This is a genomic window from Glutamicibacter sp. 0426 (genome assembly GCF_001906485.1).
GTDB classification, from domain to species: domain Bacteria; phylum Actinomycetota; class Actinomycetes; order Actinomycetales; family Micrococcaceae; genus Glutamicibacter; species Glutamicibacter nicotianae.
Window position 1 is genome coordinate 65,954 of record NZ_MPBI01000006.1, and the last position, 24,639, is coordinate 90,592.

Consider the following 24,639-nt stretch of genomic DNA (forward strand, 5'->3'; position numbering starts at 1 on the left):
AAGGCAACATGGGTTTTGGCTTACAGGGGTTGTTATGAGCGGCGGCAATGCGGTGCACCTGCACTATCCCTTCACCGGGCTCTGGCTGGTCCAGAACAGCCCGGCGGACCGGGTGCCCAGCCACGGAACAACCCTGTTCGCCTCATCCTACGCCATCGACTTCGTCCAGGTCGATGAGCAGGGAGGGTCCGCGCCAGTGACCGCCAGGACCTGGTTAGGCACAGAGGAGCCAACGAGCTTTTTCGGTTTCGGGGTGCCCATTCTGGCGCCGTGCGCCGGGACCGTGATCGCGGCGGATGCCTCGATGCCCGACCATCGCGCCCGACGCGGGCTGGCATCAATTGGCTATGCGCTGACCCAACGCCAACGGCTTGCCCACGGGTGGCAGGCGCTCGCCGGGAACCACGTGATGATCCAAACCGGTGCAGCGGTCGTTGCGCTATGCCACCTGAAACAGGGAAGCCTCGAAGTTGGCGTCGGAGACCACGTCGCGCTCGGGGATCTCATTGCCGCATGCGGCAACTCCGGCAACAGCACCGAACCGCATGTTCATGTGCAGGCTATCGACAGGCTGCCTGTGCACGCAGCCGAGGCGGTGCCGATGCTTTTCGACGGCCAGCTGCCGCGCAACGGCAAGATTCTGGAAATTCCTTGACGGCCCAAGGGCCGTCAAGCCAAGTATGGATGCCAGCATACTTAGCACGGGAGTCTAATGTGTGAAACACATTATCCAGTTCCAGAGATGTTTCGATTCGCAGCAGAACAAGCACACAACACATACTCGCACTGATGGTGTTGGTGTGTGACTAGCTCCAGTAACACGAATGACCCAAGCGATACTGGGACGCGGTTAGAGGCGCTCAGCGCAACCGCGGCATCGCCGAGAGCAACAGCTTCGTGTATTCCTGCTGCGGAGCTGCGAAGACCTGGGCTGTCGCACCCTGCTCGATGATCTTGCCTTGATGCATTACCGCGACGTTATCGCTCATATGCTCGATGACCGATAAATCGTGGCTGATGAACAGGTAGCTGGTCCCGGTCTCGACCTGGATCCTATCCAGCAGATCCAGCACGGTGGCCTGGATGGAAGCATCCAAGGCGGAGACCGGCTCGTCGAGGACCAGCACCGATGGCTTCGGTGCCAGCGCACGGGCTATGGACAGGCGCTGGCGCTGCCCGCCGGAGAGCTCGCGCGGATTGCGCTCCAGCAAACCAGGGGATAATTCAACCTGTTCCAGTAGTTCGGCCACCGGGACCCGGTATTCGGCAGCGCGCTTGGACTTGCCCCGGCTCAGCGCATCGGCCAGCAGCTGGCCTACGGAATAGCGCGGGTCGAAGGATCCCAGCGGGTTCTGGTAGATCGCACCCATCTGCTCGCGCAGCTTCCGGCGCTGCGGCTCATGGGCCGGGGCGAAGCGTTCGCCGAGCAGCTCGACGGTGCCGGCATCCGGTGGCTGCAAGCCCAGGACCATGCGGGCAGTGGTGGTCTTGCCCGATCCGGATTCGCCAACGATGCCCAGGGTCTTGCCGCGGGGCAGCTCGAAGCTGGCCGACTCGACAGCCGTGTGCTTGCCGAAGCTCTTGGACAGCCCCTTGGCGGACAGCGCGCTGGAAGCCGGCGCGGCATCATTCTGCATCGGTGCGGACAAGGGCCTGCTGGCTGCCGACAAGGGGGCGAAGCGCGGCACGCCCGAGGGCACGGCGCGCAGCAGCTGCCGGGTGTACTCGTGCTGCGGGTTGCCCAGGATCTGCGCGGCGACTCCGGCCTCGACAATCTCGCCTTGGCGCATCACCGCGATGTCATCGGCCAGGTGGGCGACCTGGGCCAGGTCGTGGCTGATCAACAGCACGCCGCGGCCCTGCTCCTTCAGCTCGCGCAGCTGCGCGAGAACCAAGGCGGTCAGCGCCGAGTCCAGCGCGGTGGTGGCCTCATCGGCGATGACCACCTGCGGGTTGCCGGCCAGGGCCTGGGCAATCAGCGCGCGCTGGCGCATGCCGCCGGAAAGCTCGGTGGAACGCTGCCTGGCCCGACGTTCGGGTTCGGGCATGCGCACGGACTCAAGCACCTGGATGACCCGCTGCTGCCGCTCGGCCCGGGGAAGCTTGCCGTGGGCCTTGAGCGCGTCGCCGATTTCCCGTCCCACTGGACGCAGCGGATCCAGCGCCATCAGCGCATCCTGCAGGATCATCGAGACGGAATTGCCGCGGATCTGCTGCCAGCTGCGCTCGGACAGCGACAGGGCATCCTGCCCGCAGACTTCCAGCGCGTCCGCGGTCGCGGTGCCGCCGGAGAGTCCCAGCAGGCTGCGTGCGGTCACGGATTTGCCGGAGCCGGATTCGCCCACCAGGGCCAGGCAGCGTTCGGCTTGGACGGTGAAGGAAACGTTCTTCACCGCCACGGTGGAACCGAAGCTGACCGACAGGTTCTTGGCGGTGATCAATGCTTGCCCGTTCATGCGGTCCTGGCCTTTCCGCCCAGCGCGCGGCCGATCAGGGTGGCGCCGGCGGCCACGAAAACAATTGCCAGACCGGGGAACAGGCTCATCCACCAGGCCAGGTGCAGGTAGGTGCGCCCGGCCGAGAGCATGGCGCCCCATTCAGGGGCTGGGGGCGGGGTGCCCAAGCCCAGGAACGACAGCGCCGCGGCCCAGATGACCGCCTGGCCAATCCCGAGGGTCACCAGTGCCAGCAGGGGCTTCAGGGCGTTGGGGACCAGGTGGTTGCGCACGCGCAGCCAGGTGCCGCGGCCCAGCACGGTGGCCGCTTCCAGCATTTCGGAGCTCTTCAGCGTGCGGATCTGGCTGCGCACCAGCCGGGCATAGCCCGGTGCGGTGGACAGGCCTACCGCGACGATGGCTGGTCCGACTCCGGGACCGGTGAAGACGATGATCAGCAGTGCCATCAGCAGGGAAGGAATCGCATACAGCGCTTCGAGCACGCGCAGGATGATCTCATCGAGCCAGCGCGGGGACAGCGCTGCGACGGTGCCCAAGACGATGGCCAGACCCATGCCCAGCGCGGTGGCGGCCAACCCGATGGCCAGCGAGTCGCGGGCGCCATGGATGACGCGGGTATAGATGTCGCGGCCGGATTCGTCGGTGCCGAAGAAGTGCGTGGTGCCGGGCGCCTGGAATGCCTCGGCCGGGTTGACGGCCAACGGGTCGCCCGGGGCCAGCACCGAAGGGGCAAGAGCGATCAGCGCCCACAGGGCGATGAAGGCGATGCTGAGGATCTTCGCGGTGCGGCTCATGAGCTCGCTCCTGCCGGGTCGATGGCGCGTTCAAGGCCTTCGGTGATGGCCATGACCACGATGTACACCAGTGCGGAGAACAAGGCGATGCCGGTAACCATGGGAATGTCGCGCGCCAGCACCGCAGAGAGCAGCGAGCGGCCAAGGCCCGGGCGGGCGAAGATCGCCTCGACCACCACTGCCCCGGAGAGCAGCGAGGAAAAGGCCCACCCGGTCAGGCCCAGTGCTGGCAAGGCGGCATGGCGTAGGCCATGGCGCCAGAAGACTGCCAGCCGGCTCTCGCCGCGCGCCCGGGAGGCCAGCGCGAACTGGCTTGACATGGCGTCGGAAAGCGAATCGCGCATCAGCTGGGTGAGGAATCCGGCTAGCGGCAAGGCCAGGGTCAGCACCGGAAGGACCAGGCCCTGGGTCGTGCCGTTGTCCACCGCCGGCAGCCAGCCGAGCATCGAGGAGAAGAGCATGATCAGCACCGCGCCAAGCCAGAAGTGCGGCACCGCGGCGGCAATGATTTCCACGATATTCCCCACCCAGGCGCCCACCCGGTTGGCGCGCATGGCCAGGGCGGCGAAGCACAGGGACAGCACCCACGCGGCGGCCAGGGCGAGCAGCGCCAGCCAGAGGGTGTTGGGCAGGACCTCGCCCATGATGCCGATCACCGGCTGCTTGAGCGAATAGGAGGTTCCGAAATCGCAGGTGGCCAGCTTGCCCAGGTACATCAGGTACTGGGCGATGAGCGGCCGGTCCAGTCCATACTCGGTGCGGGCAGCGGCCAGCGCTTCGGCCGAGGCCTGGGAGCCGGGGCCGCCCATGATTGCTTCGGCCGGGTCGCCGGGGATCAGCCGGATGGCGATGAAGATGGCGGTGGCGACCAGCCACAGCACCACCAGCGCGCCGCCGATCTTGCGCCCGGCCCAAGCAATCGTGCCCACCGGTTGCTACTCGGTGATGAAGGTGTCGTAGTAGATCGGCGAGGACACGGCGGTGGTGGCGCCGACTCCGTGCACGTTCTTGCCGTAGAGGAAGTGGTTCTGCTGGTCGTAGAGCGGCAGCACGTAGTAGCCCTCGAGCACCAGCTTCTGCGCCTGCTCGTACAGCGAAGCGCGTAGCGCCTCGTCATTGGTCTGCTCGGCCTCGGCCAGGATCCCATCCAGTTTCTCGTTCTTCACCTGCGCGTTGTTGGCAAAGTAGCCCGATGGCGCAGGCACGGTCGAATTGGAGTGGTAGAGGATGCGCAGCACCGACGGGCCGACCTTGGTGTACGGAGCGGAGACTAGATCGTATTCGTGCTTGGCCAGGGCGCCGTACCAGCTGGACAGGTCCAGCAGCTGGATCTTCACCTCGAAGCCCACGGCCTTGGCCTGAGCCTGGAACTGCTCGAACAGCGACTGCTCGGCGGGAACCGACTGGTTGGTGGAGACCGGGAAGTCCAGGGACAGGCGCTTGCCGTCCTTCACGCGGTAGCCTTCGGCGTCGCGTTCGGTCCAGCCAGCTTCATCGAGCAGCTCATTGGCCTTGGCCGCATCGGTGCCGAAGAGCGATTCGTCGGTGTAGCCCAGCGGCTCCACGGAGGAGAGCAGCGAGTAGCTGCGCTGCGCGGTGCCGAAGTACAGCGAGCTGATGCCGGAGTTGGCATCCACGGCGCGGATGAACGCTTCGCGCACGCGCTGGTCATCGAATGGCGCCTTGGAGCTGTTCAGCTCGATGCGGTTGGAAGCGCCCGGGCGCGGTGCATCCAGGTGGCCCAGCGAGTTGTCCTTCGTCGCGGTGGCAATGGTGTCCGGCTGCGCGTTGTCGATCACGTCGACCTCGCCGGACTGCAATGCGGCGTAGCGGGTGGCGGCCTCCGGGATGAAGCGCCAGATGATGCCATCCAGATAGGCCTTGTCATCGGCACGCGCCGTGTCGCCCACCGGCAGCACGTAGTCGTCGTTGCGGACCAGGTTCACTGCCTTCTGGTGCTCCCAGGACTCGACCTTGAACGGGCCGGTGCCTACCGGGGAGGCGCAGTTGGTGGCCTGGTCGCGTTCCAGCGCCTTGGGGGATTCGATAGCGGTCCACGGCATGGACAGCGATTCGAGCAGCGCGTTATCCGGGGAGGAGAGCGTCAGCTTGGCGGTGAGCTCATCAACAATTTCGATGTCCACTACCTTGCCCACGGCCAGGTAGCCGGTGGAGGAAGCGGTATTCGGATCCTTCAGGTGCTCGATATTGGCCTTGATGGCTTCGGCGGTGAGCTTGGTGCCGTCGGTGAAGGTGATGCCGTCGCGCAGGGTGATGGTACGGGTCAGGCCGTCCTCGGACACTTCGGTGCTTTCGGCAAGCCACGGGATGATCTTCCCGTCCGCATCCTTGGTGAACAGGGATTCGAGGTACTGGCTGGCCACCAGGGCCTGCGGGTAGTTGCCGCCCACATGCGGGTCCAGGCAGGACGGCTCGGCATCCCCCGACGCGTAGACCAGGGTGCCGCCGGCTACCGGCTTCACATTCTCTTCGGTGGAATCGGATCCGGCTCCAGCCGAGCAGCTGGCCAGCAGGGATCCAATGAGCGGGAGCGCGATAGCGCAGCCGAGGATCCGGGATGCGCGCGAGTTTCGTTGCATGGGGAAGTGCTTACCTCGATGAACTAGTGGTGATGACCAAACCAACTCTAGTCATCCGGAACGCATTCGTCAGATCGGAGCGTCCCGCTCCGATCTGGCGAATGTCGGGCAGTGGCAGTCTGCGAAGCGGACTACTTTTCGCTGGCTACGGTCATGCGGCGGTTCTCGTGGACCGGGGTTTCGATCTCATCGAGGATCGCTACGGCGAAGTCCTGGGAGGAAACGAAGTCGCCAGCCGGCGAATCGGTGCCCAGGGTGTAGCTGCCGGTGCGGCGCGCTGGCATGATGACCGGGGCCGGGGCCACGACGGTCCAGGTGATGCCGGACACCGAGGTGAACATGTCGTAGACCTCGGCGCTGGTGGTGGCCTCGGCCTTATATTCCTCGGGGAATCCCGGGGTGTCGACCAGGCGCACGCCCTCGACTTCGGTGGCGCCGGCGCCGCCGACCACGACCAGGCGGGCCGGAACAAGGGTTTCGGTGATCTGTTCGAAGGCATCCAGGTATTCCTGGTGGTCGCCGCCGGTGCGCGATGGCGGCACGGCGATGACGATTACGTCGTTGCCCTTGCCCAGATCGCGGTAGGCCGCGCCGTCGCCCAGCTCGGCTGCCACTGCGGTCGTGCCCTCGACCTCCTTGCCCGAACGGGTGACCGAGGTGACCTCATGGCCGCGGGAAATGGCTTCGGCAACAACTTCCGAGCCGACCATGCCGGTCGCTCCGTATACTGCAATCTTCATGGTGTTCTCTTTCTTTGAGGGAAATGGCTTCGACACAATGGTATCCTTTAGATACCGACTACTACAACGAAACTAGGTTTCCTCATGGATAGCCATGAACCTTTCGACGTGTTCATGCAGGAATGCCCGTCACGTGAAATTATGCAGCGTCTAGGCGATAAATGGACACCGCTGGTGCTTCTGGCGCTGGCGGGCGGACCGCAACGTTTCTCTGCGTTACGCGAACGCATCGGAGCTGTCACGCCCAAGGTGCTCACCAATACCCTGCGCAATCTGGAGCGCGATGGGCTGGTGCAGCGCACCGTGTTCGCCCAGGTGCCGGTGCGGGTGGACTATGAGCTGACCGATTTGGGCCAGGGGATCCTGGAACCCATGGAAATCCTGCGCCTGTGGTCAGAGGAGCATGTGCCTAAGGTGCTCGCCGCCCGCGAGCGGTTTGACGCGCGCGGCTAACGCCCAGGCGACGCGGCCGGTTCCAGGGGCAGGAACATGAAGTGCAGGCCCACCAGCCCCTTGGTCGGATGATTGAAGGCTCCCGGGATGGTGCCCAGGATCGTGAAGCCCAGCGATTGCCACAGGTGCACTGCCGCCTCATTGGTTTCGACAACCGCGTTGAATTGGATGCCGTGGTAGTTTTCCTGCCGGGCCCACTCGATCACGTAGCGGCCCAGCGCTCGCCCCACGCCGCGGCTGCGGGCTTCCGGGTCGACCAGGAATGAAGCGGTGGCGATATGGGATCCAGCTCCGGGCTTGTTCGGGCCCATCTTCGCTGAACCGATGATCCTGCCCTCATCCACGGCGACCGCCGTTTGGCCTGGCGGCTCTTCCATCCACCACGGACGGGCTTCCTCAAGGGACTGGCCCTGCGGGAACGCGTACGTTTGCCCTTCATCCATGATCTTGCGGTAGAAGCCGTAGATCTCAGGCCAATCCTCGGCGGTGCTAGTGCGGATCTGCATGCGGGTGAGCCCAACTTTTCGAAATGGATGCTTCGGAATTCAACTGATACGCCCCAAGTGTATCTTGCGTCACATAGACTGAGGTCAAAGACGCAAGGTGCAGGCAAAGGAGCCGGTGTTGTTTGAAGTAAGCGATGACCAGAAGTCGTTGATCGAGATGGTTCATGATTTCGCCGAGACCAGGATTGCTCCCAACGCCCTGAAGTGGGACCAGGAACAGCACTTCCCGGTGGATGTGCTGGCCGAGGCCGGCCAGCTGGGCATGGGCGGCATCTATGTTTCGGAAGACCATGGCGGATCGGGCCTGACCCGCAGCGACGCTGTGCTGGTCTTCGAGGAACTGGCCAAGGCCGATCCGACATTGGCCGCCTATATTTCCATCCACAACATGGTGGTGTGGATGGTGGACACCTTCGGCAATGACGAGCAGCGTGCCGCCTGGCTGCCATCGATGACCACGATGGAAGACCTCGGCTCCTACTGCCTGACCGAGCCGGGCGTCGGCTCCGACGCGGCGGCCCTGTCGACCCGGGCCCGCCGGGACGGGGACGAATATGTGCTCAGCGGGGTCAAGCAGTTCATCTCCGGCGCTGGCAGCTCGGCGCTCTACATCGTCATGGCCCGCACCGCCGATACCGGTTCGCGCGGCATCAGCGCCTTCCTGGTCCCTGGAGATGCCGAGGGCCTGAGCTTCGGGCCGAACGAGAAGAAGATGGGCTGGAAGGCGCAGCCCACCCGCCAGGTGATCATGGAAGGCGTGCGCATCCCCGCCGGCAATCTGCTGGGCACCGAAGGGCAGGGATTCTCCATGGCCATGCAGGCGCTGAACGGCGGACGGCTGAACATCGGTGCCTGCTCGCTGGGCGGCGGGCAGAGCGCGCTGGAGAAGTCGGCGCTGTACCTCAAGGAACGCCAGGCCTTCGGCGGGCCGCTGACCAGGCAGGAGGCCCTGGTCTTCAAGCTGGCCGAGATGGACATGGAACTGGAAGCCGCCCGCTCGCTGCTACGCCGTGCCGCGGCCGCCCTGGACGCCAAGAGCCCGGACCGGGTGCGGTTGTGCGCGATGGCCAAGAAGATGGCCTCGGATGCCGGCTTCAATGCCGCCAACAACGCGATCCAGCTGCACGGCGGCTACGGCTACCTGGCTGACTACGGGATGGAGAAGATCGCCCGGGACCTGCGCGTGCACCAGATCCTGGAAGGCACCAACGAGATCATGTCGCTGATCGTCGGGCGCTCGCTGCTGGAATCCTGAGCCAGGGCGGCGGCTAGCCTCTGGGTTGCCGCTCCGAGTCCCGCACCGGGTGTGACGACTGCGAATCCTCGGGATTCGGGTGGACTGGGGAAATCACCGGCTTGCTGGACATGATCTGCTCGATGCTGCCCAGCTCCATCGCATCCAGCAAGGTGCGCTGGGTGGGACGCATCATTTTGACCTCGCCGCGCTCAAGCGCAGCGAACAGCGCTTCGGGGCTGGTCCACTTGGAAATCACCGCTTCGGTGGTCTGGTGGATCGGTTCCTGGCCTGCGCGCAATGCAGCGACGAAGAAATAGGTGTCGAACCGCCGCGGGAATCCGGCTGGGGTGACCCAGTTGGCCCATGGGTGCAGTTGGCCAGGATCCAGCAGCAGGCCGGTTTCCTCGAAGACTTCGCGCCGGGCTGCGAAGAGGACCTCGCCGGCCAGGTGCGGCGCGCGTTCCCGGCCTTCGGCAAGGACCGAGGTGTGCGCCCAACGCTGGACGTGATCGCTGAGCACTGCCGGATCCATTTCGGCCTCGTCTGCCGCCTGTCCGTCCTGGAGATCAACTCGTCCGCCGGGATAGACCACCATGCCTGCCGCGAAGTCCATCGTGTTCACGCGGTGCTGGACGAATACTTCGAATCCGGCGGCTGCCTCGCGCAGCAGCAGAACGCTGGCTGCCTTGCGGATGGGGACCTCAGCGGGGGTCGGAGGTATCGGGGAAGTCGTCATTGCTTACGGTGTCCTTGGCTCGTGGATTGCGAAATAGCCTTTGAATGCCAGCTTAGCTTCTGGCGCACAGCCAACGCAGATCCAACGGTAATCACTGTGCAAGCCTGCACATTTGCCTGCGGAATCTGCACAGCCAATGCCGTTGACCGGTGTCCTTGCCGGAGCTTACGTTGAAACGAAGGGCGGTGCACGCAATTGCGGCCAGCGCACCGGGACGATCCAGTGGAGCTAAGCAGAGGATGGGCCACATGGCTGAAGAGAACAGGCAGGGTCCTGAAGGGCTGGCCGGGCGCCGGGCCTTGGTTACCGGTGGCGCGTCGGGCATCGGCTTGGCCAGCGCGACGGCATTGGCCCGCGCCGGTGCGGATGTGACCATTGCCGATGTGGACGAGCAGGCGGCCGGGCAAGCGGCGAGGGCACTTGGCGGGAAGGCGTGGGCCGTGGATCTCTCGGATACCAAATCCTTGGAAGAGCTCAGCCTGGATATCGACATCCTGGTCAACAATGCCGGCGTGCAGAGGGTGGCCCCGATCCATGAATTTGATCCCGAAGCCTGGAGGCTGATCCACCGGCTCATGCTGGAATCTCCCTTCCTGCTGATCCGTGCGGCATTGCCGGGCATGCGCGAGCGCGGCTTCGGACGCATCATCAATATTTCATCCATCCACGGCCTGCGGGCCAGCGCTTTCAAGAGCGCCTACGTGGCGGCCAAGCACGGGCTGGAAGGGCTGTCGAAGGCCACGGCGCTGGAAGGAGCGGACTTCGGGATCACCAGCAACTCCATCAACCCCGGGTATGTGCGCACGCCGCTGGTCCAGAAGCAGATTGCCGATCAGGCCAAGGTCCACGGCATCGAAGAATCCGAGGTGGTGCAGAAAATCATGCTGACCGAGGCGGCGATCAAGCGGATGGTGGAACCCGAAGAGGTGGCGTCCCTGGTGGCTTGGCTGTGCGCTGATGCGGCGGGCATGGTCACCGGAGCGTCCTACGCCATGGACGGCGGATGGAGCGCGAGGTGACGGCGACGCCATCGGCAGGCGGCCAGTCCGTCCTATCGAGCTGCCGCAGGCATATGATCGTGATATGGAAAGCGATTCGCCCTCATCGACAAGCCTGTCCCATTGGCTGCAGATTTCCTCGCTGGAACTGCTGGTGGGCATTGCCGACCACGGCAGCCTGAGTGCCGGGGCCCGGGCGGCCGGCATGGCGCAGCCCAATGCCTCGCGCGCCTTGAAAACCCTGGAACGCCGCTTGGGATATTCGCTGGTCACCCGTAAGACCACCGGCTCCACGCTGACCGCCGAGGGCGTGCTCACCGTGCAATGGGCCCGGGAAGCGCTGGCCAGCTTGGAAGCCTTGGCCGCCGGCGCCAGGTCGCTGGCCGATGCAGGGGGATCCGAGCTGCAGTTCGGGGCGAGCATGACGGTGGCCGAATACTTGGCCCCGCAGTGGATCGGCCGGCTGCACCAGGTGCTGCCGCAGATCACGCCGCGCATGCTGATCATGAATTCGCAGGATGTCATCCGTGCTGTGCAGCAAGGCGAGGTAGGCCTCGGCTTCGTGGAAACCCCGCATATACCGCTGGGGCTCAAGAGCAAACCGGTGTTCCGCGACGAGATGCTGATTGTGGTCGCGCCCGGGCATGAATGGGCGCTGCGCGAGCAGCCGCTGACCTTGCACGAGCTGCAGAGCACGCCGCTGATCGAGCGCGAGGAAGGCTCGGGCACCCGCGCGTTCCTGGACTATATCGCCCATGCCCAGCGGCCCAAGCCGGTGGCCGAATTCAACAGCAATGCGACCATCTGCCAGTGCGCGGCCGGCGGCATGGGCCCGGCGGTGCTCAGCCAATTGGCCGTGGAAAGCCAGCTGGCGGCCGGAACCCTGGTGGAAATTGCCTTTGACGGCCCCGCCCTGCTGCGCGAGCTGCACGCCATCTGGCCGGCGGCGCAGGTGCTGGGCCGCACCGAGCAGATGCTGCTGCAGATCGCCGCGGATCACGAGTCCCACTCCGCCTGAAGCAGGAAACCGGGCAGCTGCAACTGCAGCTGCCCGGTTTCGGCTGGGGCCTGTGGCTGGGTCTTGCCCCCTAGCTGGAGACCTTTTCGACCTTGCTGCCCAGCTCCGTGGTGGGCACCCGGTAGGTTTCGCGCGCGGTCATTGCCGCCACGGAGGCGATCAGCGAGATCGCCGCGGTGAAGATGCTGATCTGCACCCACCCATTGGCTTCCAGTCCGCCCAGGGCGGCGACGATGGACGGGGCGAACCCTGCCATCAAGAAGCCGATCTGGGTGCCGATGGCCAGGCCGGAGAAGCGGACCTGGGAAGAGAACATCTCGGCGTAGAAGCTCGGCCAGACCGCATTGGCCGCGGCATAGGCGCAGGAGAAGACCAGCACCGAGAGGCCGAACTGCGCCAGCGCGTTATCCGTTTCCATGGAGCGCAGGTAGAACGGCATGAAGGCCGCGGAGCCCAGTGCGCCGTAGATGAATACCGGCTTGCGCCCGATCTTGTCCGCCAGCATGCCGAACAGCGGCTGGGTGAACAGCGCGCCGATGTTGCCGGCTACCACCAGCCATAGGGTGATGGACTCGTCCATGTTGCCGATCGTCTTGCCGTAGGAGATGGCCAGCGTGCCGTAGACGGTGGACACCGCGGCGATGAAGGCGCAGAGGATGACGCGCAGCACGTCCTTCCAGTGGAACTTCAGCAGCACTGCCAGCGGGAGCTTGGCGATCTCGTTGTTCTTCTTGGCTTCCTCGAATTCCGGGGTTTCGTGCAGCGAGCGGCGGATGAAGAAGGTGACGATCACGACGAGGGCAGAGAGCCAGAACGGGATGCGCCAGCCGATGCCGTACTTGATCTCATCGGGCAGGGCGACCACCGGGATGAAGATCAGCGCGGCCAGGATCTGCCCGCCCTGGGTGCCGGTCAGCGTCCAGGAGGTGAAGAAGCTGCGGCGGTGGTCCGGCGCATGCTCCAGCGACATGGAGGAGGCCCCGGCCTGCTCGCCGGCAGCCGACAGGCCCTGGCACAGGCGGGCGAAGACCAGCAGGATCGGGGACAGCCAGCCGACCTGGTCGAAGGTGGGCAGGCAGCCGATCAGGAAGGTGGAGGCGCCCATCAGGATCAGCGTGAACATCAGCACCTTCTGCCGGCCGACGCGGTCGCCGAAGTGCCCGACGAAGATGGCGCCGATGGGGCGTGCCACATAGGCGAAGCCGAAGGTCGCCAGCGACATCACCGCTGCGTTGGTGGAAGTATCCGGGAAGAAGATATGCGGGAAAATGAGCGCGGCGGCGGAGCCGAAGATGAAGAAGTCGTAGTATTCAACGGCGCTTCCCATGAAACTGGCGACGGCCGCCTTGACTGGAGTGCGCTTGGGGCTTCCGGTGCCGTCGGGCGCCGTTGCCTGGTGTGCAGCTTGCATCGGGATACTCCCTGATCGAGTGGTTTGGAGGGGAACTCGTCCTAAGTGTGCGCATTCCGTACACTTGTTCGGAATGTGTTCATTGGTTTACAGTAGATGCAAATCACAAACAGGGCAAGACCTGATGCCAATTTTGAAGGGCAGCGACGAAAATGAGTACACCCAGCGAGTCGTTCCTGGTGGGACTGATCGGCGAGGGCGTGATGCCTTCGCTCACGCCTCCCATGCACGAGCATGAAGCAGACGCGCAATCCCTGCGCTACCTGTACCGGCCGATCGACCTCGCGGTGCTGCAACGGCCCGGGCAGGATGTCGGGACGCTGCTGGCCGCCGGAGCCGAGCTGGGCTACAACGCCTTCAACATCACCCACCCCTGCAAGCAGCTGGTGCTCGAGCACCTCGACGGGATCTCGGACAGCGCGCGGAAGATCGGCGCGGTGAATACCGTTCTCATCGAGGACGGCAAGTTCTACGGGCACAACACCGACGCCTCCGGCTTCGCCCGCGCCCTGGCCACCGGGCTGCCCGGAGCCAACCTGGCCAAAGTGCTGCAGCTGGGAGCCGGCGGCGCCGGAGCCGCCGTGGCCTACGCCCTGCTGGACTCGGGCACCACCGAGCTGCACATCGTGGATTTGGACGCGGAGCGGGTCGAGCACCGCGTGGCCGAGCTGCGCAGCCACTTCCCGCAGGCGCAGATCTTCGCCGCGACCCCGGATGAGGTGCCGGGCCTGCTGCCTGGCAAGGACGGGCTGCTCAACGCCACCCCGATCGGCATGCACCACCACCCGGGCCTGCCGCTGGATATCGCGGCGCTGACTGCGCATCACTGGGTGGCCGACTGCATCTACCGCCCGGTGGACACCGAGCTGATCACCGCCGCCCGCGCGTTGGGCTGCCAGGTCCTGGACGGCGGGCACATGGCCGTGGGCCAGGCGGTGGACGCTTTCGAAATCATTACCGGAATCAAGCCGGATGCCGCGCGGATGCGCGCCCACCTGCTGGCCATGCTGGAAGAAGGACGCTGATGCGCACATCAATCGCCACCGTATGCCTGTCAGGAACACTGGAAGAGAAGATGCTGGCTTGCTCCAAGGCCGGATTCGACGGGATCGAGATCTTTGAGCAGGACCTGCTGGTCAGCCCGATGTCCCCGGAAGAAGTCAGGGCCATGGCCGACCGGCTGGGGCTGGGCCTGGACTTGTTCCAGCCCTTCCGCGACTTCGAGGGCGTCACCGAAGCGCAGCTGCAGGCCAACCTGCATCGCGCCGAAGCCAAGTTCCAGCTGATGAACCAGCTGGGCATGGACCTGGTGCTGCTGTGCTCCAACGTCGCCACCGCCACCATCGATAATGATGAGCTGTTCATCGCGCAGCTGCGCCAGCTGGCCGAGCTGGCCGCCGGCTACGGCGTGCGCATCGCCTACGAGGCGCTGGCCTGGGGCAAGTACGTGAACACCTACCAGCATTCCTGGCGCATCGTGCAGGGTGTGGACCGGCCGAACTTCGGGCTGTGCCTGGACAGCTTCCACATTCTCTCGCGCGGGGATGACCCGGCGCAGATCGCGCAGATCCCCGGCGAGAAGATCTTCTTCGTGCAGCTGGCCGACGCTCCGGTACTGTCCATGGACATCCTCTCCTGGTCGCGGCATTACCGGCTCTTCCCAGGCCAGGGCGGTTTCGCGCTGGATGAGTTCATGCTCCACCTGGTCCGATCCGGCTATGCAGGCATTGTCTCCCTGGAGATCTTCAATGACGTCTTCCGCCAGTCCAATGTCGAGCGGACCGCAATCGACGGACTGCGCTCGCTGAAGTGGCTGCAGTCCCAGACCACCGGGCTGCTGGCCGGCAGCGGGCAGCACTCGGCCCTGGAGCTGGAGGCGCTGCCCGGGGCCCAGGAAGCCACGGCCTTCGACTTCGCCGAGATCCGCACCGAGGACCCGGAGCGCGTGGCAGGGATGCTGGCGCAGCTGGGCTTTGCCTTCAAGGGCCAGCACCGGCGCAAGCCGGTGCAGCTGTGGGCTTCGGGCGAGGCCCGGATCATCATCAACTCCCAGCGCAGCCGCGGCGTCGAAGCGGCGGTCTCCGGCTTCGGCGTGCAGGTTCCTGATCCGGGCGCTGGGGGCGCACGCGGCACGTCGCTGCTGGCCACCAAGGTCCCGCGCCAGCAGACGCACCACGAGCAGGAGCTGCCCGGCTTCCTGGCCCCGGATGAAACCGAGGTCTTCTTCAGCTCCCCAGCTAATACGCGCAACTGGGAACGCGAATTCCTGGACGCCGGCGAGGCCGCGCCGGAAACCGGGAATCCTGCGGTGGACGGTATCGACCACATCAACCTGGCCCAGCCTTGGCAGTGCTTCGATGAATCGGTGCTGTTCTACAGCAGCGTGCTCAACCTGGAAATGATGCCGGGCACCGAGGTGCCCAGCCCCATGGGGCTGGTGCGTTCCCAGGTGCTGCGCACCGCCGACTCCTGCGTCCGGCTGGCCTTGAACATCGTGCCGCAGGGGCTGGAAAAAGCCATCGAGCGCCATCACGAGTACCCGGAGCATGTGGCCCTGCGCACCGGCGACATCGTTCAGCTGGCGCGTTCCGCCCGTGCCCGGGGGATGGAATTCCTGCCGGTGCCGGCCAACTACTACGAGGATCTGGCCGCCCGCTTCGAGCTGGACGGGCAGCTGCTGGCTACGCTCAAGGAGCTGAATCTGCTCTATGACCGGGATGAGCAGGGCGAGTTCCTGCATTTCTACACCAAGACGCTCGGGAACATGTTCTTCGAGGTGGTTGAGCGCCGCGCTGGCTACGATGGGTACGGGGCGCCCAATGCGCCGGTCCGGCTGGCTGCGCAATTCGAGAGCAACCGCTGGAGCAGGAACTAGGAACACGGGGGACCGTCGAGTGGAACAGCGGCCGGATTATTTCGTTAAATCCACCGAAAAGACCTTGGCCGTGCTGCTGGCATTCAATGCCGGCGCCACCGAGCTGACGGTCTCCCAGGTCGCGGCCGCTACGGACCAGACCCGGGCCTCGGCCCGGCGGTTCCTGCTCACCCTGGCAGATCTCGGGTACCTGGAAGCGCAGGGCAGCACCTTCCGGCAGACCCCGCGGGTGCTGGACATCGGAGCTTCCTACCTCTCCGGGCTCACGCTGCCCCAGGCGGCCACCGCCCACCTGCAATCGCTGGCGCACGAACTGGAGGAGACCTCGTCCCTGTGCGTGCTCGAAGGCCAGGACATCCTCTATGTGGAACGCGTCGCCGCGCCGCGCCTGCATTTGATGAACGTGTCCATCGGCAACCGGCTGCCGGCCTGGGCGACCTCGATGGGACGCGTGCTGATCGCGCAGCTGGCCGAGGCCGAGCAGGAATCCTTCCTGGAGCGCGTGCAGCTCCAGCGGTACACCGAGCATACGGTGGCGGACCTGGATGCGTTGCGCAGGGAACTGGACACGGTGCGCGAGCAGGGCTGGTCCCTGGTCAACCAGGAACTCGACGAGGGGTTGCGCGGTCTGGCCGTGCCGGTCTACCGCAAGAACCAGCTGCTAGGGGCGCTGAACATCTCGGTCCAGGCCGGGCGCAACAACCCCGAGGCCATCAAGCAGATCCTGCTGCCCAAGCTGCGCGAAGCCGCCACGGCGATCGCAGACGACTTCGGCGGCCGGCTGGCCTGAGCATCCCTCCGGTTCAGCCGCCGCGGCGACGGGAGCACCGTCACCGCTACGGCCAAGCTGGCAGGCACACCGTGGCGCTGCACCACGATGGGGTGCGGCCCACGACCGCTACGAGCCGGACGGTGCCGGAGCTGTCGGGGCGTTGCCCGGCCGCTGCCCATCAGGCATTGCCGGGGCGTTGCCGGGAGGCATGCCTCCCGGAGCCCCGCCACCGGCAGGTTCGGTGTTCGTATCCACATTGACCGTGAGGCTGACGGTGTAGCCGGAGCCGGTGTTCCCAGTGACGGTTGCCAGTTGGGCGGCTCCCGAATCCTCGCCAAAGACATTGTCCGAGTCCAGGCCCACCCCCTGCATATTCTTCACCGACTGCTCGTAGCCGGTGGTTGCGTACACCGCGGTGCAGGTCTCCTGCGGCAAGGCGACCTGCGAGGTGGCGATCGCTGTGGTGTGATCGGTGATCGAATCGGTATCCGGGTACACCTCGAAGTGGATGTGCGGCCAGCGTCCGGCATAGCATGCCGGGAAGATGCTGGTGTAGCGTACGATGCCGTCGGCATCGGCCACCTGGACCCCGCGCAGGTAGTTCTCATCTTCCAGTCCGCTGGAGTACATGGAGTATTCCCCGGACCGGTCGCAGTGCCACACGTACACTGCCACACCGGCGAAGGGCTGGTTGTTATTGGCCATGTCCACGATCTTCAGCTCAAGGGTCATTTCGATGCCCTCGGCCGTGGTGGTGCTGGTGCCGAAGCTGGAACGGATGTCGCTGCGGACGATTCCGCTTTGCTCCAGCACGTCCGGACCATTGGACCCGTCGCCCGGGTAGGGGCCGGCCGTCTCGTCAGGGATCTCCGCAGCGGTGGAGGACGAAGCGGTGCCCTTGCTGCCGGTGGGGGAGCAGGCGGCCAGGGCGAACGCGAGCGTGCCCACGCCCACACCGGCCAGAACCTTGCGCCGCTCGATCAGGGTGCCGACGTCGAAGGACAGCCCCTGGTCCTCGAGATCTTCTTCGGGCCTCGGCAGCGGCCGGTTTCCGAACCAGCGCGGTGGGGGATTCATGGTGCACTCCTTGAGCCAGGTGAAATGGGGCTGTTTGCCGTGTTCACTACCGTATGCAGACGGATCATGGCCCAGCACAGGAGGCACTGTGGGTATTCTGAGAAGGGTTGGCCGCTAGCCTTGGTTGGAGGCGATGGCCTGCTCAAGCAGCAGCGAGAGCCGGCGCACGCCCTCGGCGATGGTTTCCTCGTCGACCGAGCAGAACGCCAAGCGCAGCTTGTTGCTGGCCTCGCCAGAGGGGCTGAAAGCGGCCCCAGGAATGAAGATGACCCCTGCCTTCACGCCCTGCTGGAGCAGCGCGTAGGTGTCGATGCCTTCGGGCAGGGTCAGCCAGATGAAGAATCCGCCCTCCGGGTGGGTGTGGGTGACCACAGCAGGCAGGTACTTGGCCAAGGCGGCGAGCATCGCATCGCGGCGCGAACGGTACAGGTCGTTGTACTTGGTGATCTGCCCCTTCCAGTCATGCTCATTGAGGTAGGCACTGATGATCATCTGGTTCAAGGTCGGCGGGCACAGCGCCACCGCCTCGCCGGCCAGGTAGAAGCGGCGGAACAGGTGGGTAGGCACCGCGGCCCAGCCGATGCGCAGGCCCGGTGCGAAGATCTTGGAGAAGGAACCCATGTAGATCACGTTCTCCGGATCCAGGCTGCGCAGCGTGGGCGCCGGGGTGCCCTCGTAGCGCAGCATGCCGTACGGATTGTCTTCCAGGATCAGGATGCCGGCTTCGCGGCAAATCTCCACGATTTCCTGGCGGCGCTCGGCAGCCAGCGTGATGCCCGAAGGGTTGTTGAAGTTCGGGATGGTGTAGAGGAACTTGATGCGCTCGCCGGCCGCGCGCAATTCGGCAATGCGCTCGCGCAGGGCAGCGGGAATCAGCCCGTTCTCGTCGGTGCCCACCGGGCGGGCGGTCACCTGGTAGGCCTCGAAGGTGTTCAGCGCGCCAACATAGGTCGGGTCTTCGCAGAGCACCGTGTCGCCGGGATTGCAGAACACCTTGCAGGCCATGTCCTGGGCCGATTGGGAGCCGTTGGTGACCACGACATCCTCGATGCCCACATTGGTGATGCCCTCGGCTGCCATGACGTCGATGATCTGCGCACGCAGTTCGGGGGTGCCCAGCCCGGAGCCGTACTGCAGTGCTTCGGGGCCCTGCTCGACGATGATGCGCTGGGCCATCTCGCCGATCTTTTCCAGCGGGAGCAGCTGCAGGAAGGGGTTGCCTCCGGCCAGGGATACCAGCGAAGGGTCCAGCGACAGCTCGAACACGTCGCGCACCGCAGATTGCTTGATTCCCGCCGCGCGCTCGGAAAGCAGGGACTCGTGCAAAGTAGTCAGCGATTGTGATGCGGTGGTCATGGTTCTCCTCGGCCGGGGCTCCCGCTGGCGGGAGCGTGATTCCTGCGCTGGGTGCGGCACAAGAATTGTTTTCAAATAGAATACTTTGGTATTCCAGCAGGAAATTCAGGGCTTGGCAAGACCTGGGCATCCAGCAACGCGATTCCGTGCCTCAGCTCGAGGCATGGCGCTCCTCGATGGCCAGCTGGGCCAGCGCCGCGTTCACGCGATTGTGGAGTTTCTCCGCAAGATTCCGGGGCTTGCTCCCCGCCAGCCAGCACTGCGTGGCCAAATGGGCCAGCAGCTCGACGCAGTCCGCAGAAGCACGGAAATATCCGGACCGGGACAGGGCGATGGCAGCATCGATGATCAGCAATGACGCATCCAGTGCGCTATCGGCGGCTTGCGTGGCGCGCTGCCCGCTGGGTGCGTGGCGTTCGCGCATCACCAGCTCGCGGATCTCCGTGAGCTTTTCGGGAATGGAAACCACCGCGCGGTGCGCCCGGTTCTGCACCCCCATGAGCTGCAACGGCCTGATGGCGGCCAGCAGCATGCCGACCATGGCGAACGCCGACAGGCCTGCAACGCCGAGCTTGGCCAGCAGAATTCCTGCGGCGATGGCCAACCCTGCCACCCCGAGAATGATGAGGAAGATCGCCAGGCTGCCGAAACGCGGCTTTTTCGGTTCCGGGCGAAGCGCACGGGTTCTGGTGAGCCGGTCGAGGCTCGCGCGGATTTCGGACAGGTCGGGAACGCCCAACCTGCCTTGTGAGATCCGCTGGGCGTCGCGCCACGCCTGGGTGCGCCGGCGGCTGCGCAGGACCTGGAAGATTTGCCACCCGGCTAGCAGGGGAAGGGCGAGCGTGAAAAAGAGCAGCGCGGCGGTGCCCAAGCTGATGTCGCCTGCCTGGTGCATGCCGTAGGCGCCCATCCAGGCGAACAGCGAATACCCGGGAACCCGGATCAGCAGGCGATCCCACCAAGCGACTTCCTGCGGCGCGCTGGCGGATGAACCGGCCGGCTTGCTCATTTTCCGGTTTCGCCTCGCGAATCCAGCCATGCCTGGATGGCGCTCGGGCGGATGCGGCGATGCGTGCCGCGGTATTCCACCGGGATGATCCCGGAATCGGCCAGCTTGCGCAGGTAGCTGTTGGAGATGCCTGCCATCTGGGCCGCCTGGGAAGTATTGAGCAGCAACTCGGGCGTGCCGATGCTGACCGACTCGCCATCGGCGAAGCGCGACAGCACCTCGATCAGCGCCTGATGGGCTTCCTTGGGCAGCTGCAGGGCAGTGCCGTTGACGAATACTGTCGTGTCATTCGACTCGTCCAACGCACGGCGCAATCGTACCGTGGTCTTCTCATCCAACGCTTCGAAAGTGCGGACCCTGCCTAGTGCTGAAGTCGGTGATGCCATGGCCCCAATTTTGCCCGAGATGCTCCTGAACCGCACCTCATGACGCTGGGCCTCGGCAACGTGCGGCGCTTGAATTGTGACGCGCATACGACGAAAGGGGGTTGAATTGCGCCAAACGGTTCCCGTATGGTGGAAAACGTAGGTCTAAAGAAAGTACTGACCAGCCATCTTCCGGCACACCATGACGGATCCTTCAGCCTCACCCGGCGTAGCCCGATTGGGAATTGTGTACATGGAAGCCTGACACCCTCCTTAATTGCCTGTGGGTCACGCTCCGTTGCGGTCGGATGAATGGTCATGCGCGTTCCTACGCTCTGCCACCAATTTCGTGGGTACTGCGTTTTCGTCAATCAGAACTTTCTTGAAAGAAGAGCTATTCAATGTCTGTTGAATCCACCAAAGACCTGTCCACCATCACCGACGCAGAGATTTTCGACGCCCACCTCGGCGGCAAGCTTTCCGTCTCCTCGCAGATGCCGCTGAATACCAAGCGCGACCTGTCCATTGCCTACACCCCGGGTGTAGCCAAGGTGTCCCAAGCCATTGCCGATGATCCGGCCAAGCACGCCACCCACACCTGGGCTTCCCGCCTGGTCGCTGTGGTTTCCGACGGCACCGCGGTGCTCGGCCTGGGCGATATCGGCGCCGCCGCCTCGCTTCCGGTCATGGAAGGCAAGAGCGCGCTGTTCAAGGAATTCGGCGGACTGGATTCGATTCCGCTGGTGCTGGACACCACCGATGTGGATGAAATCGTCGAGACCGTCATCCGCCTGCGTCCGAGCTTCGGCGCAGTGAATCTGGAAGACATCTCCGCCCCGCGCTGCTTCGAAATCGAGAAGCGCCTGATCGAGGCCCTGGACATCCCGGTCATGCACGATGACCAGCACGGCACCGCCGTCGTGGTGCTGGCAGCGCTGATCGGTGCGGCCCGCCAGACCAACCGCGACATCAGCTCGCTCAAGGTCGTCATCTCCGGCGCAGGTTCGGCCGGCGTCGCCGTCACCAACCTGCTGCTTTCGGCCGGCGTGGATGATGTCATCGTGCTCGACTCGCGCGGCACCATCCACCGCGAACGCGACGACCTGAACCCGGTCAAGGCCGACCTGGCGGCGCGCACCAACCGCGAAGATGTCATGGGCGGCTTGGCCGAGGCCCTGGATGGCGCCGACGTCGTGGTAGGCCTTTCCTCGTCGACCTTTGCTGAGTCTGCGGTGGAGAAGATGAACAAGGACGCCATCATCTTCGCGCTGTCCAACCCGACCCCGGAGATCATGCCGGATGTCGCCGCGAAGTATGCAGCCGTGGTGGCCACCGGACGCAGCGACTTCCCGAACCAGATCAACAACGTGCTGGCCTTCCCAGGCATCTTCCGCGGAGCCCTCGACTCGGGCGCCAAGAAGATCACCGAAGGCATGAAGGTCGCGGCGGCCCACGCCATTGCCAACCTGGTCGGCGATGACCTCGCTCCGGGCTACATCATTCCTTCGGCAACCGACGATCGCGTAATGCCTGCCGTGGCTGCGGCTGTGGCTGCGGAAGCCGAAAAGAACCAGTAGATATTTCACGCGAAAAGCTGCCTGCAACCTACCGTTGCAGGCAGTTTTTTCGTGCCCGGCACCCCTGGATGCGTTGGGCGAAGTTATCCACAATCGCGAAAGATTCTGCTGCGGGTGATGAATGAGCGCAAAACTGGATGGAACCGAATCATTCCAGGAGGGACACCATGCTAGAACCTACAGACTTCCGCCTCACTGTGCGCAGCTCATTGCCCGACACGGTCCTGCTCAGCCTCGTCGCTGCCTATGAAACAGAGGAGAAAGGCTATGCCATCGTGCTCTGCGGTTCAGCCAAGCACCAGCAGGCAATTGGGTACACGCTGGGCTTGACCACGATTGGGCATCCTGAAATCACCAGTGTTGGGGGAGACGGGGATGATGTTTTCGCCTTGCTCTCCCATGTTGCAGAGCAAGTCGTTGATCACGGGCAGGTCTTTTCGGAAGGCCAGCACAGTACGTCTTTGTTCAGCAAGCTCACCTTCAAGGAGTCTTCGGCCGCATTGCCTGAGCTTCCCATCTCGCGTCTGATTATTGGTAAGGCCCCAGTTTCGAGGCTCCAGTGCATGATGCCGTTGGACTTCGTCAATATCCAGCCGCAGACGCTGTCCGCGGATCTACGCCGCGTCGCTTGATCTGGAGCAAGAGTCCGCGAGGTGCATATCTGGGCGCGTGATGAGCTTTTTGTTGTGCTGGGTCGGACTTGCTAATGCTTGAATTGCACAGAAGGCCTGAATTGGATGGTCCGTCCGGCCCTCATGCGGCGCATGCTGGACGGTACCGGCAGATGCCCGAGGGTTTCGAGCCTCAGTACTGGAGCGCAATTCGTCGTAGGAAATTCTTGCGGAGCATCTAGCTTTCCCGGTAAATCGCCGCTGCCTCGTTTTCAGCGAGAACTTTTGCCTGATGCGCTGCACGCAACGCCTGGTGGCTATCGGACTTGCGCACCTTGAGGTAGGACAGTCCAACGACGAGGAACCACAGCGGAGTAGCCAGCAACGCGGCGCGCGTATCAGCCTGCGTGGTCAATGCCCACAGGATGAAGACGAAGAAGGCGAGCACCATGTATGGGGCTCCCATCCCGCCGGGAACTTTGAACTTCGAGGCATCATGCAGGTGCGGGCGACGCTTGCGGAAGGCCAAATAGCTGATCAGGATCATTGACCAGACGAACATGAAGCACAACGCAGACACCGTGGTGACCAACGTGAACGCCTGGGCCACCGAGTCGCCCGCGTACAGCAGGACCACGGCGGCAAGCAGGAACATGCAGGAGAACAGCAACGCATTGCGCGGTACCTGCGTGGTCGACAGCTTGCTGAACTTCTTCGGAGCATCTCCATCTTGGGACAGGGCGTACAGCATGCGGGAGGTGGAGTAGATTCCGGAATTGGCGCTGGAAGCCGCCGCCGTCAGGACAACGAAATTAACCAGACCCGCAGCCGCAGCCAAGCCGGCCATCGAGAACATGCCGACGAATGGCGATTCATCAGCGGAGAACTTGTACCAGGGCGTGACGGCCATCAGGACGGTCAACGCACCGACGTAGAACAGGATCACGCGCAGCGGAATGGAATTGATCGCCTTGGGCAGATTCTTCTCAGGGTCCTTGGTCTCGGCCGCTGCAGTGCCAACCAATTCAATGCCAACGAACGCGAAAACAGCGATCTGGAAGCCAGCGACAAAGCCCATGAAACCGGTGGGGAACATGCCGCCGTGCGCCCAGAGGTGGACGAAGGACGCGGTGTCTCCCTCTGACGAGCTGAAACCGGTGGCGATCATGGCCAGTCCGCAGACAATCAAGGCCAGGATGGCGACGATTTTCACCAACGAGAACCAGAACTCGGTCTCGCCGAAGGCCTTGACAGTTGGCAGATTCAATCCGGCCAATAGCAGGATGCAGCACAGCGCAGGAAGCCACAACGGGATCTCGGACCACCAGTAGGCGACGTACTGGGCGATGGCGACTACGTCGGCAATGCCGGTGACAACCCAGCAGAACCAGTAGGTCCAGCCGGTGAAGAAGGCGGCCCAAGGCCCCAGCAGGTCTCCGGCAAAATCTGCGAAAGTCTTGTAGTTCAAGTTGCTGAGCAGGATTTCGCCCATGGCGCGCATGACGAAGAAGAGCATGAAGCCGATGATCATGTACACGAAGATGACCGATGGTCCGGCTGCCGAGATGGTCTTGCCGGAGCCCATGAACAAGCCGGTGCCAACTGCTCCGGAGATCGCCATGAGCTGGATATGCCTGCTGGACAGGCCGCGCTCAAGTTTCGTTCCGGAGGAATCGGTTTTCAGTTGCGTGGAATCGTTCGCCACGGCTGCACCTTTCATGAGCAGATCCCTTCGGTTTTTCGAAGGAGACGGCCCGCTGGGAGGAAGGACTAGACCGCAGAACGAGGTTATCGCAGATGCATTGACCGACTATATTTGGCCGTCAACGCAGAGCGCGAGCAGGCTTAACAGTTGTGAAATTCGTTATATGCACCTGGGTCAAAGGATGCTGCAAGCTGCTTCGCACAATAGCTGGGGGAGCAGGCCTGGCCCTTGGGAGCGATTAATCGAAGTGGCCAGTCGCAAAGCTGGCAGGAATGGGCAAGGAAGAAAACCAATCGAATATCCATGAAGGAATTTCTCCGGTTCCGGCGAATGGAATTAGCGT

Annotated in this window: 23 protein-coding genes; 10 read left to right on the forward strand and 13 right to left on the reverse strand. The window is 64.1% G+C overall.

Features of this window, described 5'->3' with window-relative positions; translation table 11 throughout:
* The first annotated feature begins 34 nt into the window (after positions 1-34).
* Positions 35-655, forward strand: coding sequence for a M23 family metallopeptidase (locus tag BKX98_RS14405; RefSeq protein WP_073707766.1), 621 nt, complete (start codon positions 35-37; stop codon positions 653-655).
* 205 nt (positions 656-860) lie between these two features.
* Here the strand turns inward: BKX98_RS14405 and BKX98_RS14410 are convergent, their stop codons facing one another.
* The 5 genes from BKX98_RS14410 to BKX98_RS14430 form a co-directional block, all read right to left on the reverse strand.
* Complete coding sequence (locus BKX98_RS14410) at positions 861-2,456, reverse strand: ABC transporter ATP-binding protein (protein WP_073707767.1); 1,596 nt, start codon at positions 2,454-2,456, stop codon at positions 861-863.
* Positions 2,453-3,250 carry an ABC transporter permease gene (locus BKX98_RS14415; RefSeq protein ID WP_073707768.1) on the reverse strand — a complete coding sequence of 266 codons (798 nt, stop codon included), beginning with the start codon at positions 3,248-3,250 and terminating at the stop codon, positions 2,453-2,455. The genes BKX98_RS14410 and BKX98_RS14415 overlap by 4 nt, the downstream gene beginning before the upstream one ends.
* A complete protein-coding gene (locus BKX98_RS14420; protein WP_073707769.1) occupies positions 3,247-4,179 on the reverse strand; it encodes an ABC transporter permease in 933 nt (310 codons plus the stop codon). Before BKX98_RS14420 ends, BKX98_RS14415 begins: the two co-directional genes overlap by 4 nt.
* A 6-nt stretch (positions 4,180-4,185) precedes the next feature.
* Positions 4,186-5,850, reverse strand: a complete 1,665-nt coding sequence (locus tag BKX98_RS14425; RefSeq protein ID WP_073707770.1) for an ABC transporter substrate-binding protein — start codon at positions 5,848-5,850, stop codon at positions 4,186-4,188.
* A 131-nt stretch (positions 5,851-5,981) separates the two neighbouring features.
* A complete protein-coding gene (locus tag BKX98_RS14430) occupies positions 5,982-6,590 on the reverse strand; it encodes an NAD(P)-dependent oxidoreductase (protein ID WP_073707771.1) in 609 nt (202 codons plus the stop codon).
* 84 nt (positions 6,591-6,674) lie between these two features.
* On the opposite strand from BKX98_RS14430, the gene BKX98_RS14435 reads away from it, so the two are divergent.
* The gene (locus BKX98_RS14435) at positions 6,675-7,043 is read left to right on the forward strand and encodes a helix-turn-helix domain-containing protein (protein ID WP_038993270.1); all 369 of its coding nucleotides are present in this window, start codon (positions 6,675-6,677) and stop codon (positions 7,041-7,043) included.
* Here the strand turns inward: BKX98_RS14435 and BKX98_RS14440 are convergent.
* Positions 7,040-7,549 (reverse strand): GNAT family N-acetyltransferase, encoded by a 510-nt coding sequence (locus tag BKX98_RS14440; RefSeq protein WP_073707772.1) that lies wholly within the window; start codon positions 7,547-7,549, stop codon positions 7,040-7,042. The two genes, BKX98_RS14435 and BKX98_RS14440, sit on opposite strands and share 4 nt — an antisense overlap.
* A gap of 118 nt (positions 7,550-7,667) precedes the next feature.
* Between BKX98_RS14440 and BKX98_RS14445 the strand changes: the two genes are divergently transcribed.
* A complete protein-coding gene (locus BKX98_RS14445; protein ID WP_073707773.1) occupies positions 7,668-8,804 on the forward strand; it encodes an acyl-CoA dehydrogenase family protein in 1,137 nt (378 codons plus the stop codon).
* A gap of 13 nt (positions 8,805-8,817) precedes the next feature.
* Here the strand turns inward: BKX98_RS14445 and BKX98_RS14450 are convergent, their stop codons facing one another.
* The gene (locus BKX98_RS14450) at positions 8,818-9,522 is read right to left on the reverse strand and encodes an NUDIX domain-containing protein (protein ID WP_052254047.1); all 705 of its coding nucleotides are present in this window, start codon (positions 9,520-9,522) and stop codon (positions 8,818-8,820) included.
* Positions 9,523-9,770: 248 nt separating this feature from the next.
* On the opposite strand from BKX98_RS14450, the gene BKX98_RS14455 reads away from it, so the two are divergent.
* Both BKX98_RS14455 and BKX98_RS14460 read left to right on the forward strand, forming a co-directional pair.
* Complete coding sequence (locus BKX98_RS14455) at positions 9,771-10,541, forward strand: 3-hydroxybutyrate dehydrogenase (protein WP_038993273.1); 771 nt, start codon at positions 9,771-9,773, stop codon at positions 10,539-10,541.
* A 64-nt stretch (positions 10,542-10,605) separates the two neighbouring features.
* A complete protein-coding gene (locus tag BKX98_RS14460) occupies positions 10,606-11,538 on the forward strand; it encodes a LysR family transcriptional regulator (protein WP_073707774.1) in 933 nt (310 codons plus the stop codon).
* A 70-nt stretch (positions 11,539-11,608) separates the two neighbouring features.
* Here the strand turns inward: BKX98_RS14460 and BKX98_RS14465 are convergent, their stop codons facing one another.
* Positions 11,609-12,949, reverse strand: a complete 1,341-nt coding sequence (locus tag BKX98_RS14465; RefSeq protein ID WP_073707775.1) for an MFS transporter — start codon at positions 12,947-12,949, stop codon at positions 11,609-11,611.
* Positions 12,950-13,101: 152 nt separating this feature from the next.
* Here BKX98_RS14465 and BKX98_RS14470 point away from each other — a divergent pair, with 152 nt between their 5' ends.
* From BKX98_RS14470 to BKX98_RS14480, 3 genes are read left to right on the forward strand one after another with little or no spacing between them, the layout of a single operon-like run.
* The gene (locus BKX98_RS14470; protein ID WP_073707776.1) at positions 13,102-13,974 is read left to right on the forward strand and encodes a shikimate dehydrogenase; all 873 of its coding nucleotides are present in this window, start codon (positions 13,102-13,104) and stop codon (positions 13,972-13,974) included.
* Entirely contained in the window at positions 13,974-15,824 is a 1,851-nt protein-coding gene (locus BKX98_RS14475; RefSeq protein ID WP_073707777.1) for a bifunctional sugar phosphate isomerase/epimerase/4-hydroxyphenylpyruvate dioxygenase family protein, read from the forward strand. Before BKX98_RS14470 ends, BKX98_RS14475 begins: the two co-directional genes overlap by 1 nt.
* A gap of 19 nt (positions 15,825-15,843) precedes the next feature.
* Positions 15,844-16,614 (forward strand): IclR family transcriptional regulator C-terminal domain-containing protein, encoded by a 771-nt coding sequence (locus BKX98_RS14480; protein WP_073707778.1) that lies wholly within the window; start codon positions 15,844-15,846, stop codon positions 16,612-16,614.
* Positions 16,615-16,722: 108 nt separating this feature from the next.
* Here BKX98_RS14480 and BKX98_RS14485 read toward each other — a convergent pair whose 3' ends face one another.
* The 4 genes from BKX98_RS14485 to BKX98_RS14500 form a co-directional block, all read right to left on the reverse strand.
* On the reverse strand, positions 16,723-17,673 hold the full coding sequence (locus BKX98_RS14485) for an intradiol ring-cleavage dioxygenase (RefSeq protein WP_073707779.1): 951 nt from the start codon (positions 17,671-17,673) through the stop codon (positions 16,723-16,725).
* Positions 17,674-17,787: 114 nt separating this feature from the next.
* The gene (locus BKX98_RS14490) at positions 17,788-19,029 is read right to left on the reverse strand and encodes a PLP-dependent aminotransferase family protein (RefSeq protein WP_073707780.1); all 1,242 of its coding nucleotides are present in this window, start codon (positions 19,027-19,029) and stop codon (positions 17,788-17,790) included.
* A gap of 151 nt (positions 19,030-19,180) precedes the next feature.
* On the reverse strand, positions 19,181-20,038 hold the full coding sequence (locus BKX98_RS14495) for a hypothetical protein (protein WP_073707781.1): 858 nt from the start codon (positions 20,036-20,038) through the stop codon (positions 19,181-19,183).
* Entirely contained in the window at positions 20,035-20,424 is a 390-nt protein-coding gene (locus BKX98_RS14500) for a helix-turn-helix domain-containing protein (protein WP_066141726.1), read from the reverse strand. Before BKX98_RS14500 ends, BKX98_RS14495 begins: the two co-directional genes overlap by 4 nt.
* Positions 20,425-20,804: 380 nt before the next feature.
* Here BKX98_RS14500 and BKX98_RS14505 point away from each other — a divergent pair, with 380 nt between their 5' ends.
* A complete protein-coding gene (locus tag BKX98_RS14505; protein ID WP_073707782.1) occupies positions 20,805-21,980 on the forward strand; it encodes an NADP-dependent malic enzyme in 1,176 nt (391 codons plus the stop codon).
* A gap of 167 nt (positions 21,981-22,147) precedes the next feature.
* Complete coding sequence (locus BKX98_RS14510; RefSeq protein WP_158024706.1) at positions 22,148-22,612, forward strand: DUF4262 domain-containing protein; 465 nt, start codon at positions 22,148-22,150, stop codon at positions 22,610-22,612.
* Positions 22,613-22,829: 217 nt separating this feature from the next.
* Here the strand turns inward: BKX98_RS14510 and BKX98_RS14515 are convergent, their stop codons facing one another.
* The gene (locus BKX98_RS14515; protein WP_121867362.1) at positions 22,830-24,311 is read right to left on the reverse strand and encodes an amino acid permease; all 1,482 of its coding nucleotides are present in this window, start codon (positions 24,309-24,311) and stop codon (positions 22,830-22,832) included.
* Between the last annotated feature and the right edge of the window lie 328 nt (positions 24,312-24,639).

Bases quoted from the DNA above. Each gene is read 5' to 3' on its own strand.
- BKX98_RS14440 (WP_073707772.1), bottom strand. From the start codon at position 7,549: ATGCAGATCCGCACTAGCACCGCCGAGGATTGGCCTGAGATCTACGGC.
- BKX98_RS14430 (WP_073707771.1), bottom strand. From the start codon at position 6,590: ATGAAGATTGCAGTATACGGAGCGACCGGCATGGTCGGCTCGGAAGTT.
- BKX98_RS14475 (WP_073707777.1), top strand. From the start codon at position 13,974: ATGCGCACATCAATCGCCACCGTATGCCTGTCAGGAACACTGGAAGAG.
- BKX98_RS14455 (WP_038993273.1), top strand. From the start codon at position 9,771: ATGGCTGAAGAGAACAGGCAGGGTCCTGAAGGGCTGGCCGGGCGCCGG.
- BKX98_RS14495 (WP_073707781.1), bottom strand. From the start codon at position 20,038: ATGAGCAAGCCGGCCGGTTCATCCGCCAGCGCGCCGCAGGAAGTCGCT.
- BKX98_RS14500 (WP_066141726.1), bottom strand. From the start codon at position 20,424: ATGGCATCACCGACTTCAGCACTAGGCAGGGTCCGCACTTTCGAAGCG.
- BKX98_RS14450 (WP_052254047.1), bottom strand. From the start codon at position 9,522: ATGACGACTTCCCCGATACCTCCGACCCCCGCTGAGGTCCCCATCCGC.
- BKX98_RS14415 (WP_073707768.1), bottom strand. From the start codon at position 3,250: ATGAGCCGCACCGCGAAGATCCTCAGCATCGCCTTCATCGCCCTGTGG.
- BKX98_RS14405 (WP_073707766.1), top strand. From the start codon at position 35: ATGAGCGGCGGCAATGCGGTGCACCTGCACTATCCCTTCACCGGGCTC.
- BKX98_RS14425 (WP_073707770.1), bottom strand. From the start codon at position 5,850: ATGCAACGAAACTCGCGCGCATCCCGGATCCTCGGCTGCGCTATCGCG.
- BKX98_RS14515 (WP_121867362.1), bottom strand. From the start codon at position 24,311: ATGAAAGGTGCAGCCGTGGCGAACGATTCCACGCAACTGAAAACCGAT.
- BKX98_RS14410 (WP_073707767.1), bottom strand. From the start codon at position 2,456: ATGAACGGGCAAGCATTGATCACCGCCAAGAACCTGTCGGTCAGCTTC.
- BKX98_RS14435 (WP_038993270.1), top strand. From the start codon at position 6,675: ATGGATAGCCATGAACCTTTCGACGTGTTCATGCAGGAATGCCCGTCA.
- BKX98_RS14465 (WP_073707775.1), bottom strand. From the start codon at position 12,949: ATGCAAGCTGCACACCAGGCAACGGCGCCCGACGGCACCGGAAGCCCC.
- BKX98_RS14490 (WP_073707780.1), bottom strand. From the start codon at position 19,029: ATGACCACCGCATCACAATCGCTGACTACTTTGCACGAGTCCCTGCTT.
- BKX98_RS14470 (WP_073707776.1), top strand. From the start codon at position 13,102: ATGAGTACACCCAGCGAGTCGTTCCTGGTGGGACTGATCGGCGAGGGC.
- BKX98_RS14505 (WP_073707782.1), top strand. From the start codon at position 20,805: ATGTCTGTTGAATCCACCAAAGACCTGTCCACCATCACCGACGCAGAG.
- BKX98_RS14485 (WP_073707779.1), bottom strand. From the start codon at position 17,673: ATGAATCCCCCACCGCGCTGGTTCGGAAACCGGCCGCTGCCGAGGCCC.
- BKX98_RS14510 (WP_158024706.1), top strand. From the start codon at position 22,148: ATGCTAGAACCTACAGACTTCCGCCTCACTGTGCGCAGCTCATTGCCC.
- BKX98_RS14460 (WP_073707774.1), top strand. From the start codon at position 10,606: ATGGAAAGCGATTCGCCCTCATCGACAAGCCTGTCCCATTGGCTGCAG.